Here is a 13847-nt window from a genome sequence, read left to right on the forward strand (position 1 = left end):
TTGTCAAAGCAAAGACGGGGTGACGCGGCGTTTGAGGTGACGTCGGGGTCAAGGTTGGGCACGGTTGGCGAGATTTTTAGGAGAAAAAGTTATGACCAGCTATCCGCATCTTTTGGCACCGCTTGATCTAGGATTTACCACGCTGAAGAACCGCGTGTTGATGGGGTCGATGCACACCGGCCTTGAAGAAACGCGCGACTGGAATCGGGTTGCCGAGTTTTACGCGGAACGCGCGCGCGGCGGCGTGGCGTTGATGGTCACGGGCGGCATGGCACCAAATTCCGAAGGTGGCGTGTTTCCGGGGGCGGCGGGGCTGTTTTCGGATCAAGATATTGCCAATCATAAGGTGGTGACAGACCACGTGCATGACGCAGGTGGCAAAATCGCGATGCAGATTTTGCACGCGGGGCGCTATGCCTATTCAAAGGATTGCGTCGGACCGAGTGCGGTAAAATCGCCGATCTCGCCATTTCCACCGCGTGAGTTGGATGAAGACGGGATTGAAAAACAGATCAGTGACATGGTCATGGCTGCGAAGCGGGCGAAAGAGGCGGGGTATGACGGTGTTGAAGTGATGGGGTCCGAGGGATATTTCCTGAACCAGTTTCTTGTCACCCATACCAACAAGCGCACCGATCGTTGGGGCGGACCCTACGAAAACCGCATGCGACTGCCGGTTGAGGTCGTGCGCCGTGTCCGCGAAGCTGTGGGCACCGACTTTATCGTGATTTATCGGTTGAGCATGATTGATCTGATCCCTGACGGGTCGACGTGGGATGAGGTTGTGATGCTCGCCAAGGCCGTTGAGGCGGCAGGGGCCACGATCCTGAACACCGGCATCGGGTGGCATGAAGCGCGTATTCCGACCATCTCGACATCTGTGCCACGCCGCGCCTTTACCTGGGTGACCAAGAAGTTGATGGGCGAGGTGTCGATCCCGATCATCACGTCCAACCGGATCAACACGCCACAAGTTGGCGAAGACGTTTTGACGGATGGCTGTGCGGATATGGTCAGCATGGCGCGGCCGTTTCTGGCTGATCCTCATTTTGTCGCGAAGGCCAAGGCGGGCGAAGCCGCGCTGATCACGCCGTGCATTGCCTGCAATCAGGCCTGTCTGGATCACACGTTTTCGATGAAGATCGCGTCCTGTCTGGTGAACCCCAAGGCATGTCATGAGACCGAGATCGTGTTGTCGCCGTCGTCCAAATCCATTGGCATTGTCGGCACTGGCCCTGCAGGTCTGGCCTCGGCATTGGCGGCGGCGCAGCGGGGCATGTCAGTGACCTTGTTTGATCGCGCGGACGAGATTGGCGGCCAGTTGAACATGGCCAAACAGATCCCCGGCAAAGAAGAATTCTGGGGCTTGGTGGATTATTACCGTGCGGCTGTGGCCGAAGCAGGGATCACGGTGAAGCTGGGGCAAGAGGTCACGGCGCAAGATTTGGCGGGTTTTGATGAGGTGATTGTCGCTACTGGCGTCGCACCACGCGATCCGCAGATTGAAGGGCAGGACGGCGACAACGTGTTGTCCTATATCGACGTGCTGCGCGGTAAGGCGAGTGTCGGCAAACGCGTGGCGATCATTGGCGCGGGCGGCATTGGTTTTGATGTGGCTGAATTCCTTGTGACGGGCGACAGCACGACTGAGAACCTTGACGAATGGCTTGTTGAATGGGGCGTTGGTGATCCATCCATCACCCGTGGTGGTGTGCGCGCTGAGGGGCCGCAGCCCGATGCAGCCGTGCGTCAGGTCACGGTGTTACAGCGTAAAGCGACGAAGCTGGGCAAGAATCTTGGCAAGACAACCGGCTGGATTCACCGCGCGACGCTGAAGATGAAAGGCGTCGAAATGATCGGTGGTGTGAACTACGAACGCATCGATGCGGACGGTCTGCATGTGAGCTTTGGAGAAGCACGCGAGAACCCGACATTGATCGCAGTTGATACAATCGTGATGTGCGCGGGGCAGGTGCCGCGGCGTAGCCTTGCGGATGCGTTAGAGGCGGCTGGAACAAAGTGCCATGTCATTGGCGGCGCAGATGTTGCGACTGAATTGGATGCAAAGCGCGCGATTGATCAAGGCACGCGGTTGGTGGCAACGCTGTAGTCAACCGCCAGAGATGAAACCGGTATGATGACGTTCAGCAAGTGGATCGCATTCGGGATGCGGGCGCTGGGCGTCGCGGCCTGTTCATTCACAGGTCCAGTACCCAACCACGATGCGGAAATTATTGTGGTTGGGGATTCGATCCTTGCCTGGCATCGCAACTCTGCGCGCTCTATTCCCAGTTTTGTGGCACAGTTGAGCGGATTAACAGTGAGCGATGTGTCAATCCGCAGCGCGCCGTTTTTGGGGCCGAATGGTATCCCGACGCAATATGTTGCCAGCGATTGGGACTGGGTCATCGCAAGAAACGGCCGCTAACTGGGGCGGGACACACACCGCGTTTCGCTGTTTCCCTCCCCGCAACAGTCCTGCCAATACCCTGCAATTGTCAGGCCAGTGCCGCAGTGCTGCCCCTTTTGGTGGCGATACAGGTTCTCGAACAATAGACCTATCCGAGGATTGAGTATGGATCGCCTTACCGAAATGGAAGCCTTCGCCACTGTTGTGGATCAGGGTGGATTCACAGACGCAGCCAAGAAGATGGGGATTTCCAAGTCCGCCGTTTCCAAGCATGTGTCATCCCTTGAGGCGCGCCTTGGTGCCCGTCTTTTAAACCGCACAACGCGGCGTGTGTCGCCGACTGAAATCGGCCTTGCCTATTACGACCGCGCGCGGCGCGTTCTGAATGATGCAGGCGAAGCGGACGCACTGGTCACATCGATGCAATCCGCACCTTCTGGGCTGTTGCGCATTTCTGTGGCGACGGATTTTGGGGTCAATCACCTCTCGCCGGTTCTTGGTGATTTCCTTGGGGAGTTTCCTGACATCACGGTCAACATGGTTCTCAACAACCGCTACGTTGAACTGATTTCTGAAGGCTTCGACATGGCGATCCGGATTGGTGAACTTGAAGACAGCACATTACGCGCCCGTAAGCTGACCGAAACATCGCGTCGCATGGTCGCGTCACCGGGGTATTTCGAACAATACGGGCAGCCACAAAAGATCGACGATCTGAACGATCACAAGCTGCTACACTATTCCAACCAGTCAAATTCTGCTGTGTGGAAGCTGAAAGCGCCCTCAGGTGAAAAACGCCAAGTGCGCACCGCTGGTTGGCTGACAGTCAATGACGGCCAGTCCCTGCTGAACGCCGCGATTTCCGGTCTTGGAATCGCGTATCTGCCGTCATTCCTATATGCAGATGCGCTGGCCAAAGGCCTTGTCGTGGAAGCGATCCCTGATCTGCCGGTCGACACCCAAGGGATTTACGCGGTCTATCCACCGGGCCGTTTTACGCAGCCCAAGGTGCGTGCGTTCATAGATTTTCTCGTGCATTCGTTTGCAGAGAAGGGCCCAGATATCTGGTAGCCCGACCAAGGGTCCAGCGACCCTATTAAAATTCGCCTGGGGCCACGTGCCCACACCTTAGCGCAGCCCAAGCAAATTCTTGCGGGCTGCGTTTTTTTGTGCGCCAAACGTCAAGCACGACGTGGCGCTACTGGGTCGACGTAATGATGACTTCGACGCGGCGGTTTGCCTCGCGGCCCTCTTCGGTCAGGTTCGACGCGACAGGGGAAAGGTAGCCCATACCCTGCGCATCAAGCTGGTGGCGGGGGATGTCGTAGGTCGTGACCAACCGTTCAAGCACTGACCCTGCACGGCGTTTGGACAGTGCGATATTTCCGTCTAGCGACCCGAAAAAATCTGTATGGCCGACCAGTGCAACCGTGCGATCAGGATTCGCGATGAGGTAGTCCGCGAGATATTGGAGCGATCCAAAGATGGCATCGCCAAGTTGTGCCGACCCAGTTTCGAACACCAAGCCTGACAAGATAAACCGCCCCTGATCTTCGAGCGACTGCGCGAGATCGCCGGTTATTGTCGCCACCTCAGCGCGAACGCCACGCACCTCAGGCGCATCTGCGGCCGCCACTGTTGCGCCGTTAGCAGCGCCAACACGGATGATTTGAATGAACCCCGCCGACGAGGAGCGACTGGCCAGCAGGCTGAGCAATTCGACCGTGCCATCAACGCTGCGTTGCGTTGCGATAAAGCGGTAATCGCCCAAATCGACATGCATCGCGGGGGCTGGCAACACCGGCGTGGCGAAGCGAAAATCAAAACCGCCGCAGGCGTCGTCGGTGCAGGTGAACAGCACCTCGAACCCGGCTTGCGTCAACTGGTCTCGCAGGGGCTGTAGCAATTGCAGCGTGGTCAGACCAGCCGCATCAATGCGCCATGCCTGTTGGCGCACTTCGCCCGTTCCAGTCAAAACGGGTAGCCCTGTGGGGGTCCACGCTGCGGTAGGCATGGCGTAACTGTCCAGCCCCGAGACATCTTTGACCACAAGCGTTGCGTTGCCGGGCATGTCGAGGGTGACAGCCGCCGCCTGTATCGGCGCAAGGATGAGGAGGGCGAGGAGGCGGATCATCGGTTTTGGGAATGATAGTCGTCGTTGGGGCGCATATCCGTGGCGCTGGCCATGCGGTTGGTCATGTTGAAGAACCCTGTCACGGACGCGATGTCCCAGATGTCCCGGTCGCTAAGCCCTGCGTCACGCAGTGTTTGGCGGTCAGCCTCAGTCGTTTCAGCGCTGGCTTTGGTAATTTTTTCAGCGAACGTCAGCATGGCCGTTTGGCGCACATCAAGGTCCGCAGCGTGCCAGTTCATCACCAGCATCTCGCCAAGTTTTGGATCGCTCGACAGCGCACGCACGGCCTGACCATGGGCCGTCAGGCAGTAAAAGCACTTATTTATCGACGACACGACCACCGCGATCATTTCACGTTCGAGTTTGCTAAGGCCAGAATCGGCCAGCATCACATCATTGTACATCGCCGAGAATGTGTCAAATTTCGCAGTGTCGAAGGCATAAGCCGCCAGCACATTGGGCACGAACCCCAGCTTGTCATCACAGATGCCAAAGTACTTGGCGATGTGATCCGGCAGCGGATCAAGGGGCGGCAGGTTCAGGGCGGTGGGCAGTGTTTTGGTCATCTAAGCCTCCGGATGGATACGATAATGATATCCTCCCACAGGGGTCAACCCGAGGGAAGTGTAGAGCGCGTTTGCCGCGACGTTGGCCTTTGTCACCAGCAGGGAGATCGTGTGTGCGTCACGTTCTTGCGCCCAAAATGCAAGGGCGCGGATCATGTGGCGACCAGGGCCCTGACGGCGAAACGCGTGCGTGGTTTCAATCGCATGCAGCATGGCGGTGCCATCGTAGATGGTGCCAAACGCGGTTCCAGCGGGTGTGTCATGAACGCGGCCAAGCACAGTGGTTTTCGGACCAGTGGCGCGGGCCATGATCGCAAGGCGGGCGTCATCAATGCCACCCGCGTCCCAGATTTCCGCCTGCGTCGCCAAGGGCGGCCAGACTTGAAAACAGGTAACAGCAGGGGGGCGTTGCGTCGCGATTTGCGCAATCGGCGCTGTGTAATAGGTCACGGGGTCTTTGATGTGGTAGCCCGCAGCGGTGAGAGTCATGTCGAGGGTATCTTCGCCGTGGCGCACCATGAACAGCGGTGTCTGACCAAGGGCGCGCATTGCGACCTCTGCACTGGCGAGTGTCGCGTCCGGTTCCAGTTGCGATGCCGCAGATACGCGACTGCCGCCACCGGCCCCGTTGCGGATTGTCCAACCGTCTTGGTGCGCAAATGATTTGGCAGGCCATGTGGCATCAATCAGCGCGGTGAGGTCTTGCGGTGTCATGCAGGAAAAGCGGCCACGAGCCTGACCATCGCTGCTTCGATGCGCGCCATGTCTTGGCCACGGATCACAATGTTAGCCCCGTATTTGCCATCTTTTTGGAACGGATAGGATCCAATGGACAGGTCTGCAAAATCTATGACCAAGGCCCCGAGCGGTCCGGCAATATCGCCCTCGCCACGATCAATGCGCAGGGTTTGCGACAACATCGGCGCGCCACCTGTCAGGGTCGGCAGAACGCTGGCGACCATGGCCTGAAACACAGACGGGACACCGGCCATCACATGCACGTTTTGCACGCTAAACCCCGGTGCGATGCTGACCGGATTGTCGATCAGGGTGGCACTGTCGGGAATGCGGGCCATGCGCAGGCGCGCCTCGTTCAGGTCCTTACCGTCGCGATCATAATGGGCCTGCAACAGCGCGCGGGCGTCGGGGCGCACATCAATATGGTCATCAAACGCGGCAGCGATGCAATCGGCGGTGATGTCGTCATGGGTCGGGCCGATTCCGCCGGACGTGAACACATTGTCATAGGCGGCCGAAAGCGCCTGCACAGCGGCGACAATGTCGGCGGCATCATCGCTGACAACACGCACTTCGCGCAAGTCGATCCCGTGTTCGGTCAACTGCCCCGCAAGGTGGTACATATTTGCGTCGCGCGTGCGACCGGACAGGATTTCGTCCCCGATAACGAGCATGGCGGCGGTTGGGTTTTGCATAATGTTCTCCTGCGCTTTAGCATGGTATAACTCGCGCTTATGCGCTTTGCCACACCCCTTGTTCCCGCCCGCTTGATCCGCCGCTACATGCGGTTTCTGTCAGATGTTGAACTGAACGACGGCATGGTCGTAAAGGCCCATTGCCCGAATCCTGGATCAATGATGGGTCTCAAAGACGATGGCGTGCGGGTGTGGATCGAAGGTAATAATGATCCTAAGAAAAAGCTCGACTGGGGATGGCGGTTGGTTGAACTGCCCGATGCCTTTGTAGGGATTGATACGGGGGCTGCGAACAAGATTGTCGCTGAGGCGTTGGCAGGTGGAATTGATGGGCTGGACGGCTACGACCTTGTCCGTCCTGAGGTAAAATACCGCGAGAAAAGCCGCGTGGACTTTCTGCTGACAGGCGACGGGCGACGCGATTGCTACCTTGAGGTCAAATCGGTGACCTTGTCGCGCAAGGCGCGTCTGGCGGAATTTCCTGACAGCGTTACAGCGCGTGGCGCAAAGCATTTGGGCGATCTGGCCGCGATGGTGGTACAGGGCCACCGTGCGGTGCTTTTGTTTTTAGTGCAACGGACCGACTGCACGCGCGTGACCTTGGCTGCTGATCTTGACCCGACATATGCCGCAGCGTTCAAGGTCGCACAGGCGGCAGGGGTTGAAATCATGTGTTTTAGCTGTGCGATTTCGCCTGACGGGATCACTATGACAGGACAATTGCCGTTCGATCCGTAGCGCCGAGTTTTTTGGCGGAAACGATACAAGGGGTTTAGAATCCGCAAAGTTTATCCTATTTGGAAGACAAACAAGAAGGATGCACGTTTTGGATACATCAAAAGCACGGCTGACGAGGGATGGCATTCGTCTGTATGAGGTCAGCGAATTTGGCGGTATGCGCACAGCGGGCCGTTTGGCGGCCGAGATTTTGGATCGCATCGCCGAACATGTGACTGTTGGTCAGACCACGGCTGAGCTTGATCGTTTGATCACGCAGTGGGTCGACGAGGCGGGCGTGGTGTCAGCCACGATTGGCTACAAAGGCTACCAGCACGCCAGTTGCATCAGCGTGAACCATGTGGTTTGCCACGGTATCCCAAGCGAAAAGGCACTGAAATCTGGCGATATCATCAACATCGATGTGACCGTGATTGTTGAGGGCTGGTTCGGTGATACCAGCCGCATGTACGTCGCAGGTGGTGAGCCGAGCCGCAAAGCCGAGCGTCTGATCCAAGTGACCCACGATGCGCTGATGCGGTCTATAGACGTTGCAAAACCGGGAAATACGTTTGGCGACATCGGCCACGCAATCCAGAGTTTTGTCGAGGCTGAGCGCATGTCAGTCGTGCGTGATTTCTGTGGTCACGGGCTTGGATTGGTGTTTCATGCACCACCCAATGTGTTGCATTACGGGCGCGCTGGCACGGGGCCGGTGCTTGAAGAAGGTATGATCTTTACGATTGAACCGATGGTGAATTTGGGTCGCCCTGAAACCAAGATCCTAAAGGATGACTGGACAGCGGTGACACGCGACAAGTCCCTGTCGGCGCAGTTCGAACATTCCATCGGCATTACTGCGGACGGGGCCGAGATTTTCACGCAATCACCCGCAGGAAAATTCCATCCCACTTACTAGCCCAAGATCAGGCGGCGCACCTCTGCCATGGAATTGGTCACCGTTGCGCCAAGGGCGGCAAGTTGCGCGTCTTGGCCTTCGGTTGCAAAGCCGATGGTGTGAACACCCGCATTGATCCCCGCTTGGCAACCCGGCGCGCTGTCGTCGATCATGAAGCTGTGGCTTGCCCGTGCGCCCGTCTGGCCCATGGCATGCTGGATCATCGCGGGGTCTGGTTTGGCGGCAAATGTCTCACGGCTCATGATTCGGCCTGACAGGCGATCCCACAGACCGGACGGTCCCAGCGACAGGCCCATACGTTTCATCGTGCCGTTGGACGCCACATAAATCGGCACGCCCGCGTTCTCGAGCGCTGTGATCAGGTCGAGCACACCGTCAAATACATCAACACCTTGCGCGATGCGCGCGTGGATTTCCGTGTTCATCGTTTCGACCCAATCGGGCGGCAATGCGGCGCCTCTGCGGATCGCTTCGTCACGCATGATCGGGGTGGTGCCGCCGATGAATTCGGTGGACAATTCATGGGCGGTCACTGGCAGGCCGTGCGCCGTGATGCTGGCGGCGAAAATATCAAACATCGGGCCTTCGGTGGCAACCAAGACACCGTCGCAATCAAAGACAACCAGATCGGGGGTCATGGCGCGCGCAACAATGTGATGTGGGTGTCACCATAGCGCCGCAGGTCGACTTGGGCGAAGCCTGCAACAGGTTGCGGTGCGTTGTCTTCCATGACGATGAGCGCACCCGCCGCCAGCCAGCCGCGCGCCTGCGCTGCAAGAACAGCAGACCCGCCGAGGTGTTTGCCATAAGGCGGATCGAGGAAAACGAGCTGGCAGGGCGCAGAGGTCGTGGGCAATTTATCGGCCGCACAAGTCAGCACCGTCGCATCCTGCGTGCGCCGCGCCTTGGTCAGGTTTTCGCGGATCAGACCTTGGGCGATGCGGCCGTTATCAACAAATGTCGCGTGCAGCGCGCCGCGCGACAGGGCCTCAATCCCCAAAGCACCCGTTCCCGCGAACAGGTCCAAGACCCGCGCGCCGTGGGGCAGGCCATGGCCCATCAACACGTTAAACAGGCTTTCGCGCACACGGTCAGGGGTCGGGCGCAGATGTGCCGCGACATCCCCTGTGCCCACATCCGCAAGCATCAATCCGCGGTGCTGGCCACCAATAATTCTCATGATTTCAGCAACGCCTTCATGTCCGTTTTAGGGTCTGCAATCACACTTGGCGCGGGTGATTTTCCGGCCTCAATCAATCGCTTGCCGATCATGTAGCTGCGCGGATCATTCATCGCGTCCACCGCAATCAGCGTTTCGTCGCGAAAATACCAATGCGACCGCGCATCACCGTTTTCACGCGTGACGATCTGGGTGTAGCCGATGTTCAGGCCCGCGATTTGCAGCTTGGTGTCAAACTGATCAGACCAGAACCATGGTTTGGGCACATAGACCTGATTTGCGCCGAGCATGTTGCGCGCAACAATTTCTGCCTGATCAATCGCGTTGCCCACACTTTCGAGGCGGATTTGTTGCCCGTGCCAATCCAAGGTCGCGCAGTCGCCAGCAGCCCAGATGTGGGGATCGGACGTGCGGCCATAGGCATCGTTGACAATGCCGTTGTCACAGACCACGCCCGCGCTTTCGGCCAACAGGGTTGCGGGGTAAATACCAACGCCGACAATGGCGAAATCCACATCGATCTTGCTGCCATCCGACAGAATGGCGCCCGTGACATGATCGTCCCCGACAAGACGGTCTAGCCCGACACCTTCGCGGATATCGACGTTGTGGCTGCCGTGCAGGGCGCGAAAATAATTCGACGTTTCGGGGGCGGCGACGCGCTGCAAAATACGATCCATCATTTCAACGAGAATGACATGCAGCCCCATCTTTGCGGCGACGGCAGCGGCCTCAAGTCCGATGTAGCCACCGCCGATCACCAACAGCTTGCGACCTGCAACAAATTCCGGCTTTAGCGCATCGGCATCTGCCAGATCGCGCACTGTAAACACGCCGTCCAATTCGCCGCCAATCGCAGCGGGCAGGGTGCGGGGATGTGATCCGGTGGTGAAGGCGAGGTGGTCATAGGTAAGCACCTCGTCCCCCTCAAGTGTGACCGTGCGCGCGTTCGCGTCGACGGACACCGCGCGGGTTCCGGTGCGCAGAGTTATATCATTGCCTTCATACCAATCTCGGGGCCGCAAAAACAGGCGCTCACGCTCCATCTCGCCGAGTAGATAGGCCTTGGACAACGCGGGCCTTTGGTAGGGTGGACCGTCTTCGGCACCCAGCAACGTGATGCTGCCCTCAAACCCCTCAGCACGCAGTTTTCCAACCAAAGACGCGCCTGCTTGGCCTGCGCCGATCACAACAATTTGGCTCATTTGGCTGTTCCCGTCTGGTTGCTGACAAAATGGACCCTATATGGGGGGCAACGACTAACGCAATTACCAAACAAGGATGTAATATGACAATTTCAGTGGGCGATAAACTTCCGGATGCAATGCTGGTCAGACTTGGCGCGGACGGACCAGAAGGCGTTTCCGTGTCCACATTGACCGAAGGCCGTACAATGGTGATTTTCGCCGTGACCGGAGCCTATACCGGCACATGCACGACAGCGCACGTTCCAAGCTTTATCCGCACCAAGGACACGTTCAAGGAACGCGGCGTAGAAGAAATTATCTGTGTGTCGGTCAACGATCCGTTCGTGATGGGCGCGTGGGGCGAAATGACCGGCGCGACCGAAGCTGGCATCACCATGGTGGGCGATCCTGAATCGGCGTTCACCAAAGCAATGGGCATGGAATTTTCCGCGCCACCGGCGGGCTTGATTGATCGGTCCAAACGCTACGCGATGTTGGTGATCGACGGTGAAGTAAAAGTGTTGAACGAAGAAGAAAACCCCGGCTTATGCGAAGTGTCTGCCGGTGAAGGTTTGCTAGAAGACATGTAAGAACGGGCGCTGGCGGTTTACCCTGCCAGCGCATCCATTCTTTTGGCGAGTTTCAAGTCCAGATCAGACAGCCCACCAGTGTCGTGGGTCGTCAATGTGACGTTTACCGTTTTGTAAACGTTTGACCATTCCGGATGGTGGTTCAGCTTTTCGGCGACGATGGCGGCGGATGTCATCCAGCCGAACGCCTCAACGAAATTCTTGAACGTAAATGTTTTTTGCGCGCTTGTGTCGCTGACGTTCCAACCCGCAGCGGTCATTGCGTCGCGGCCAGCTTGATCCAGTTCAATGCTCATTCTTGTTCCTCTACTTTGACTTTTTTGAACGGCCCGTAGGACGTCAGTATTTCGATTTCATCATCAACGGCCACGCGTTCGGCGTCCAGATAACGAGCGACAGCATTGCGAAAGCCGGCATCGCCGAACCAGTGCAGCGAATGGGTGGTGGCGGGCAAATAGCCACGGGCGAGTTTGTGTTCCCCCTGCGCGCCCGCTTCGACCCGTTTCATACCATGGGCAATCGCGTAGTCGATGGCCTGATAGTAACAGATTTCAAAATGCAGGCAGGGGTGATTTTCGGCGCAGCCCCAGTAGCGGCCATAAAGCGTGTCGCGCCCGATGATATTCAGCGCGCCCGCGACAGGGACACCGTCCCGCATGGCAAAGACCAGCAGGATGTCATCGCGCAGGCGGTCTTGGGCAATATCAAAGAATTTGCGCGTCAGGTAAGGTTGCCCCCATTTGCGCGCGCCAGTGTCTTGGTAAAAGTCCCAGAATGCGTCCCAGTGCTGCGGTTCGATCTGATCGCCCGTTAGCTGGATAATCTCACCGCCGAACGCTTGCGCCGTCAGGCGTTCCTTGCGCAGTGTTTTGCGTTTGCGGCTTGATAGCGCTGCGAGAAAACCGTCCCAATCAGCGTAGCCGTCATTGTACCAATGATATTGCTGCGACGTGCGGTGTAGCAGGCCCATTTCCGCGCCTGCCAGCGCTTCGGCTTCGGAGCAGAATGTCGCGTGAATGGACGACAAGTCATTGTCGGACGCGATTTGAACTGCGCCTTGAACCAATGCCGACATGCCCTGAACTTCAAACCCCGTACGGGTCAAAAACCGCCGTCCTGTGGCTGGTGTGAACGGCACCGCGATCTGCAGTTTCGGGTAATATCGCCCGCCTGATCGCTCAAACGCGTGGGCAAAATTATGGTCGAACATGTATTCGCCTTGCGAATGGTTTTTCCCATAAAGTGGTGCGCAGGCGATCATCTGGCCGCCCTGATGTGCGGTCAGATAGTGCGGGTTCCAGCCGCTGCCCGTACCAACGCTGCCGCTGTCCTCAAGCGCCTTCAAAAAGCGGTAAGTCGTGAACGGGTCAATGGCGCGACCGGAACTCGCCTCGGGGCAGGCGCATGCGTTCCAGTCCGCAGGATCAATCCCGCGAAGCGTATTGTGGGTGGTGATTTCGATTGTGCTGCCGTCCATCATCTACAAGTGGCGTCTAAGCACGCAGGGTCAAGCGCGGTAGCCTTCAAATGTGATGTTATCGGCAATCTTTCGGGCCTGCGCTTCCATTGCGGTGCTGCGGATCGTCCAACAAAAGATTGGCACACCGCGCGATTTGAGGGCTGCAACGGCGCCCGAGTCTAGATCATCTTGTTGATGGCTGATGAAGCAGGCACCGACACGGTCAAAGTCGGGGATTGCGCGCTGTGCTTGGCGGACGGTTTCTGGGACGGTTGGCCAGTCTTCGGCGGGATAGGGGCAGGTTGTGATGCCGCGCGGAGTATTCGGCGCATAGGTCTGACAGGCGGCGACGGAATTGGGGTTGAACGACATCAACGCGACGTCGCCGTCGTAGTCGGCCAACAAATTACAGACGGCCATTTCAAGCGGCCCGACGTTGGTGCCAAGTGCGCCGTCTTGGTCTTTAATTTCAACTAATATGGGCGTGCGGCCCGCCACCAATTCCAGAACGGCGGCGAGCGTTGGAATCGTACCGCCACCACCGGACAGTTCAATGTCACCCAAGTCTGCCGCTGATCTCTGGGCGATGGGGCCTGAAAGTCCGGTCAGCCGCCCAAGGTCGTAGTCGTGAAACACCATCGGGACGCTGTCGCGCGATGGCTGAATGTCCATCTCGATGCCGTAGCCAGCATCAATGGCGGCGCGAAACGCCGCCATTGAATTTTCGGCCACTGATGCGTCGTGCAAACCACGATGAGCAAAGGCCCGTGCAAGGAAGCTTACAGGCAGGGTCATGAGATTTCAAAAATGCCTTCGATTTCAACGGCCACACCAAACGGCAGGGACGCGGCGGACACGGCACTGCGGGAATGGCGACCCTTATTGCCAAGTGCCTCAACCATAAAATCAGAACAGCCGTTGATGACTTTGGGCTGGTCGCCAAAATCAGGCGTGGAATTTACAAATCCGATCAGTTTTACGACCCGCACAAGACGTTCGATATCACCGTCGCAGCCGGCTTTTAATTGGGCGAGCAAGCTGATCGCGCAGGCTTTGGCAGCGATGGCGCCGTCTTCGGCAGTCATGTTTTCACCCAGCTTACCTGTGATGAACCCATCCGCGTTGGCGGCAATCTGGCCCGACACGAACAGAAGATTGCCCGTCCTGACCCACGGCACGTAATTGGCGGCAGGGGCGGGGGCTTCGGGCAGTATGACGCCAAGTTCAGCAAGGCGGGCTTCGATAGACATGA

17 protein-coding genes are annotated in these 13847 nt (G+C 57.8%); 6 read left to right on the forward strand and 11 right to left on the reverse strand.

Annotation, left to right across the window (positions count from 1 at the left end; all coding sequences use genetic code 11):
* The first annotated feature begins 91 nt into the window (after positions 1–91).
* From OA238_RS00700 to OA238_RS00710, 3 genes are all read left to right on the forward strand, one after another.
* Complete coding sequence (locus tag OA238_RS00700; RefSeq protein ID WP_015493643.1) at positions 92–2110, forward strand: NADPH-dependent 2,4-dienoyl-CoA reductase; 2019 nt, start codon at positions 92–94, stop codon at positions 2108–2110.
* Positions 2111–2134: 24 nt separating this feature from the next.
* Positions 2135–2428, forward strand: a complete 294-nt coding sequence (locus tag OA238_RS00705; protein WP_044036021.1) for a hypothetical protein — start codon at positions 2135–2137, stop codon at positions 2426–2428.
* A 147-nt stretch (positions 2429–2575) separates the two neighbouring features.
* Positions 2576–3481: a LysR family transcriptional regulator gene (locus OA238_RS00710; RefSeq protein ID WP_015493644.1), complete on the forward strand. Its 906-nt coding sequence runs from the start codon at positions 2576–2578 to the stop codon at positions 3479–3481.
* Between the two features lie 127 nt (positions 3482–3608).
* Here the strand turns inward: OA238_RS00710 and OA238_RS00715 are convergent, their stop codons facing one another.
* Genes OA238_RS00715 through OA238_RS00730 form a run of 4 tightly spaced genes read right to left on the reverse strand, consistent with a single transcriptional unit; the run spans position 3609 to position 6543 of the window.
* A complete protein-coding gene (locus OA238_RS00715; RefSeq protein ID WP_015493645.1) occupies positions 3609–4544 on the reverse strand; it encodes an OmpA family protein in 936 nt (311 codons plus the stop codon).
* Positions 4541–5110, reverse strand: a complete 570-nt coding sequence (locus OA238_RS00720; RefSeq protein ID WP_015493646.1) for a peroxidase-related enzyme — start codon at positions 5108–5110, stop codon at positions 4541–4543. Before OA238_RS00720 ends, OA238_RS00715 begins: the two co-directional genes overlap by 4 nt.
* Positions 5111–5824, reverse strand: a complete 714-nt coding sequence (locus OA238_RS00725; RefSeq protein WP_015493647.1) for a GNAT family N-acetyltransferase — start codon at positions 5822–5824, stop codon at positions 5111–5113.
* Positions 5821–6543, reverse strand: a complete 723-nt coding sequence (locus tag OA238_RS00730; RefSeq protein WP_015493648.1) for a competence/damage-inducible protein A — start codon at positions 6541–6543, stop codon at positions 5821–5823. The genes OA238_RS00725 and OA238_RS00730 overlap by 4 nt, the downstream gene beginning before the upstream one ends.
* Positions 6544–6582: 39 nt before the next feature.
* On the opposite strand from OA238_RS00730, the gene sfsA reads away from it, so the two are divergent.
* Both sfsA and map read left to right on the forward strand, forming a co-directional pair.
* Positions 6583–7281 carry a DNA/RNA nuclease SfsA gene (sfsA, locus tag OA238_RS00735; RefSeq protein WP_015493649.1) on the forward strand — a complete coding sequence of 233 codons (699 nt, stop codon included), beginning with the start codon at positions 6583–6585 and terminating at the stop codon, positions 7279–7281.
* A gap of 79 nt (positions 7282–7360) precedes the next feature.
* On the forward strand, positions 7361–8179 hold the full coding sequence (map, locus tag OA238_RS00740) for a type I methionyl aminopeptidase (protein WP_015493650.1): 819 nt from the start codon (positions 7361–7363) through the stop codon (positions 8177–8179).
* Here the strand turns inward: map and OA238_RS00745 are convergent.
* Genes OA238_RS00745 through OA238_RS00755 form a run of 3 tightly spaced genes read right to left on the reverse strand, consistent with a single transcriptional unit; the run spans position 8176 to position 10564 of the window.
* Entirely contained in the window at positions 8176–8817 is a 642-nt protein-coding gene (locus tag OA238_RS00745; RefSeq protein WP_015493651.1) for an HAD family hydrolase, read from the reverse strand. The genes map and OA238_RS00745 overlap by 4 nt on opposite strands.
* Positions 8814–9359 (reverse strand): 16S rRNA (guanine(966)-N(2))-methyltransferase RsmD, encoded by a 546-nt coding sequence (gene rsmD, locus OA238_RS00750; RefSeq protein WP_015493652.1) that lies wholly within the window; start codon positions 9357–9359, stop codon positions 8814–8816. The genes OA238_RS00745 and rsmD overlap by 4 nt, the downstream gene beginning before the upstream one ends.
* Positions 9356–10564 carry an NAD(P)/FAD-dependent oxidoreductase gene (locus OA238_RS00755; protein WP_015493653.1) on the reverse strand — a complete coding sequence of 403 codons (1209 nt, stop codon included), beginning with the start codon at positions 10562–10564 and terminating at the stop codon, positions 9356–9358. The genes rsmD and OA238_RS00755 overlap by 4 nt, the downstream gene beginning before the upstream one ends.
* Before the next feature lie 83 nt (positions 10565–10647).
* Here OA238_RS00755 and OA238_RS00760 point away from each other — a divergent pair, with 83 nt between their 5' ends.
* Positions 10648–11136, forward strand: a complete 489-nt coding sequence (locus tag OA238_RS00760; protein WP_015493654.1) for a peroxiredoxin — start codon at positions 10648–10650, stop codon at positions 11134–11136.
* Positions 11137–11153: 17 nt separating this feature from the next.
* Here the strand turns inward: OA238_RS00760 and OA238_RS00765 are convergent, their stop codons facing one another.
* Genes OA238_RS00765 through OA238_RS00780 form a run of 4 tightly spaced genes read right to left on the reverse strand, consistent with a single transcriptional unit; the run spans position 11154 to position 13845 of the window.
* Positions 11154–11432 carry a 4a-hydroxytetrahydrobiopterin dehydratase gene (locus OA238_RS00765; protein ID WP_015493655.1) on the reverse strand — a complete coding sequence of 93 codons (279 nt, stop codon included), beginning with the start codon at positions 11430–11432 and terminating at the stop codon, positions 11154–11156.
* Positions 11429–12613, reverse strand: a complete 1185-nt coding sequence (locus OA238_RS00770; protein WP_044037771.1) for a GNAT family N-acetyltransferase — start codon at positions 12611–12613, stop codon at positions 11429–11431. The genes OA238_RS00765 and OA238_RS00770 overlap by 4 nt, the downstream gene beginning before the upstream one ends.
* 30 nt (positions 12614–12643) lie before the next feature.
* Positions 12644–13390: a glycerophosphodiester phosphodiesterase family protein gene (locus tag OA238_RS00775; protein WP_015493657.1), complete on the reverse strand. Its 747-nt coding sequence runs from the start codon at positions 13388–13390 to the stop codon at positions 12644–12646.
* On the reverse strand, positions 13387–13845 hold the full coding sequence (locus OA238_RS00780; RefSeq protein ID WP_015493658.1) for a RidA family protein: 459 nt from the start codon (positions 13843–13845) through the stop codon (positions 13387–13389). The genes OA238_RS00775 and OA238_RS00780 overlap by 4 nt, the downstream gene beginning before the upstream one ends.
* Positions 13846–13847: the final 2 nt, after the last annotated feature.

The organism is Octadecabacter arcticus 238 (assembly GCF_000155735.2).
Classification (GTDB): Bacteria; Pseudomonadota; Alphaproteobacteria; order Rhodobacterales; family Rhodobacteraceae; genus Octadecabacter; species Octadecabacter arcticus.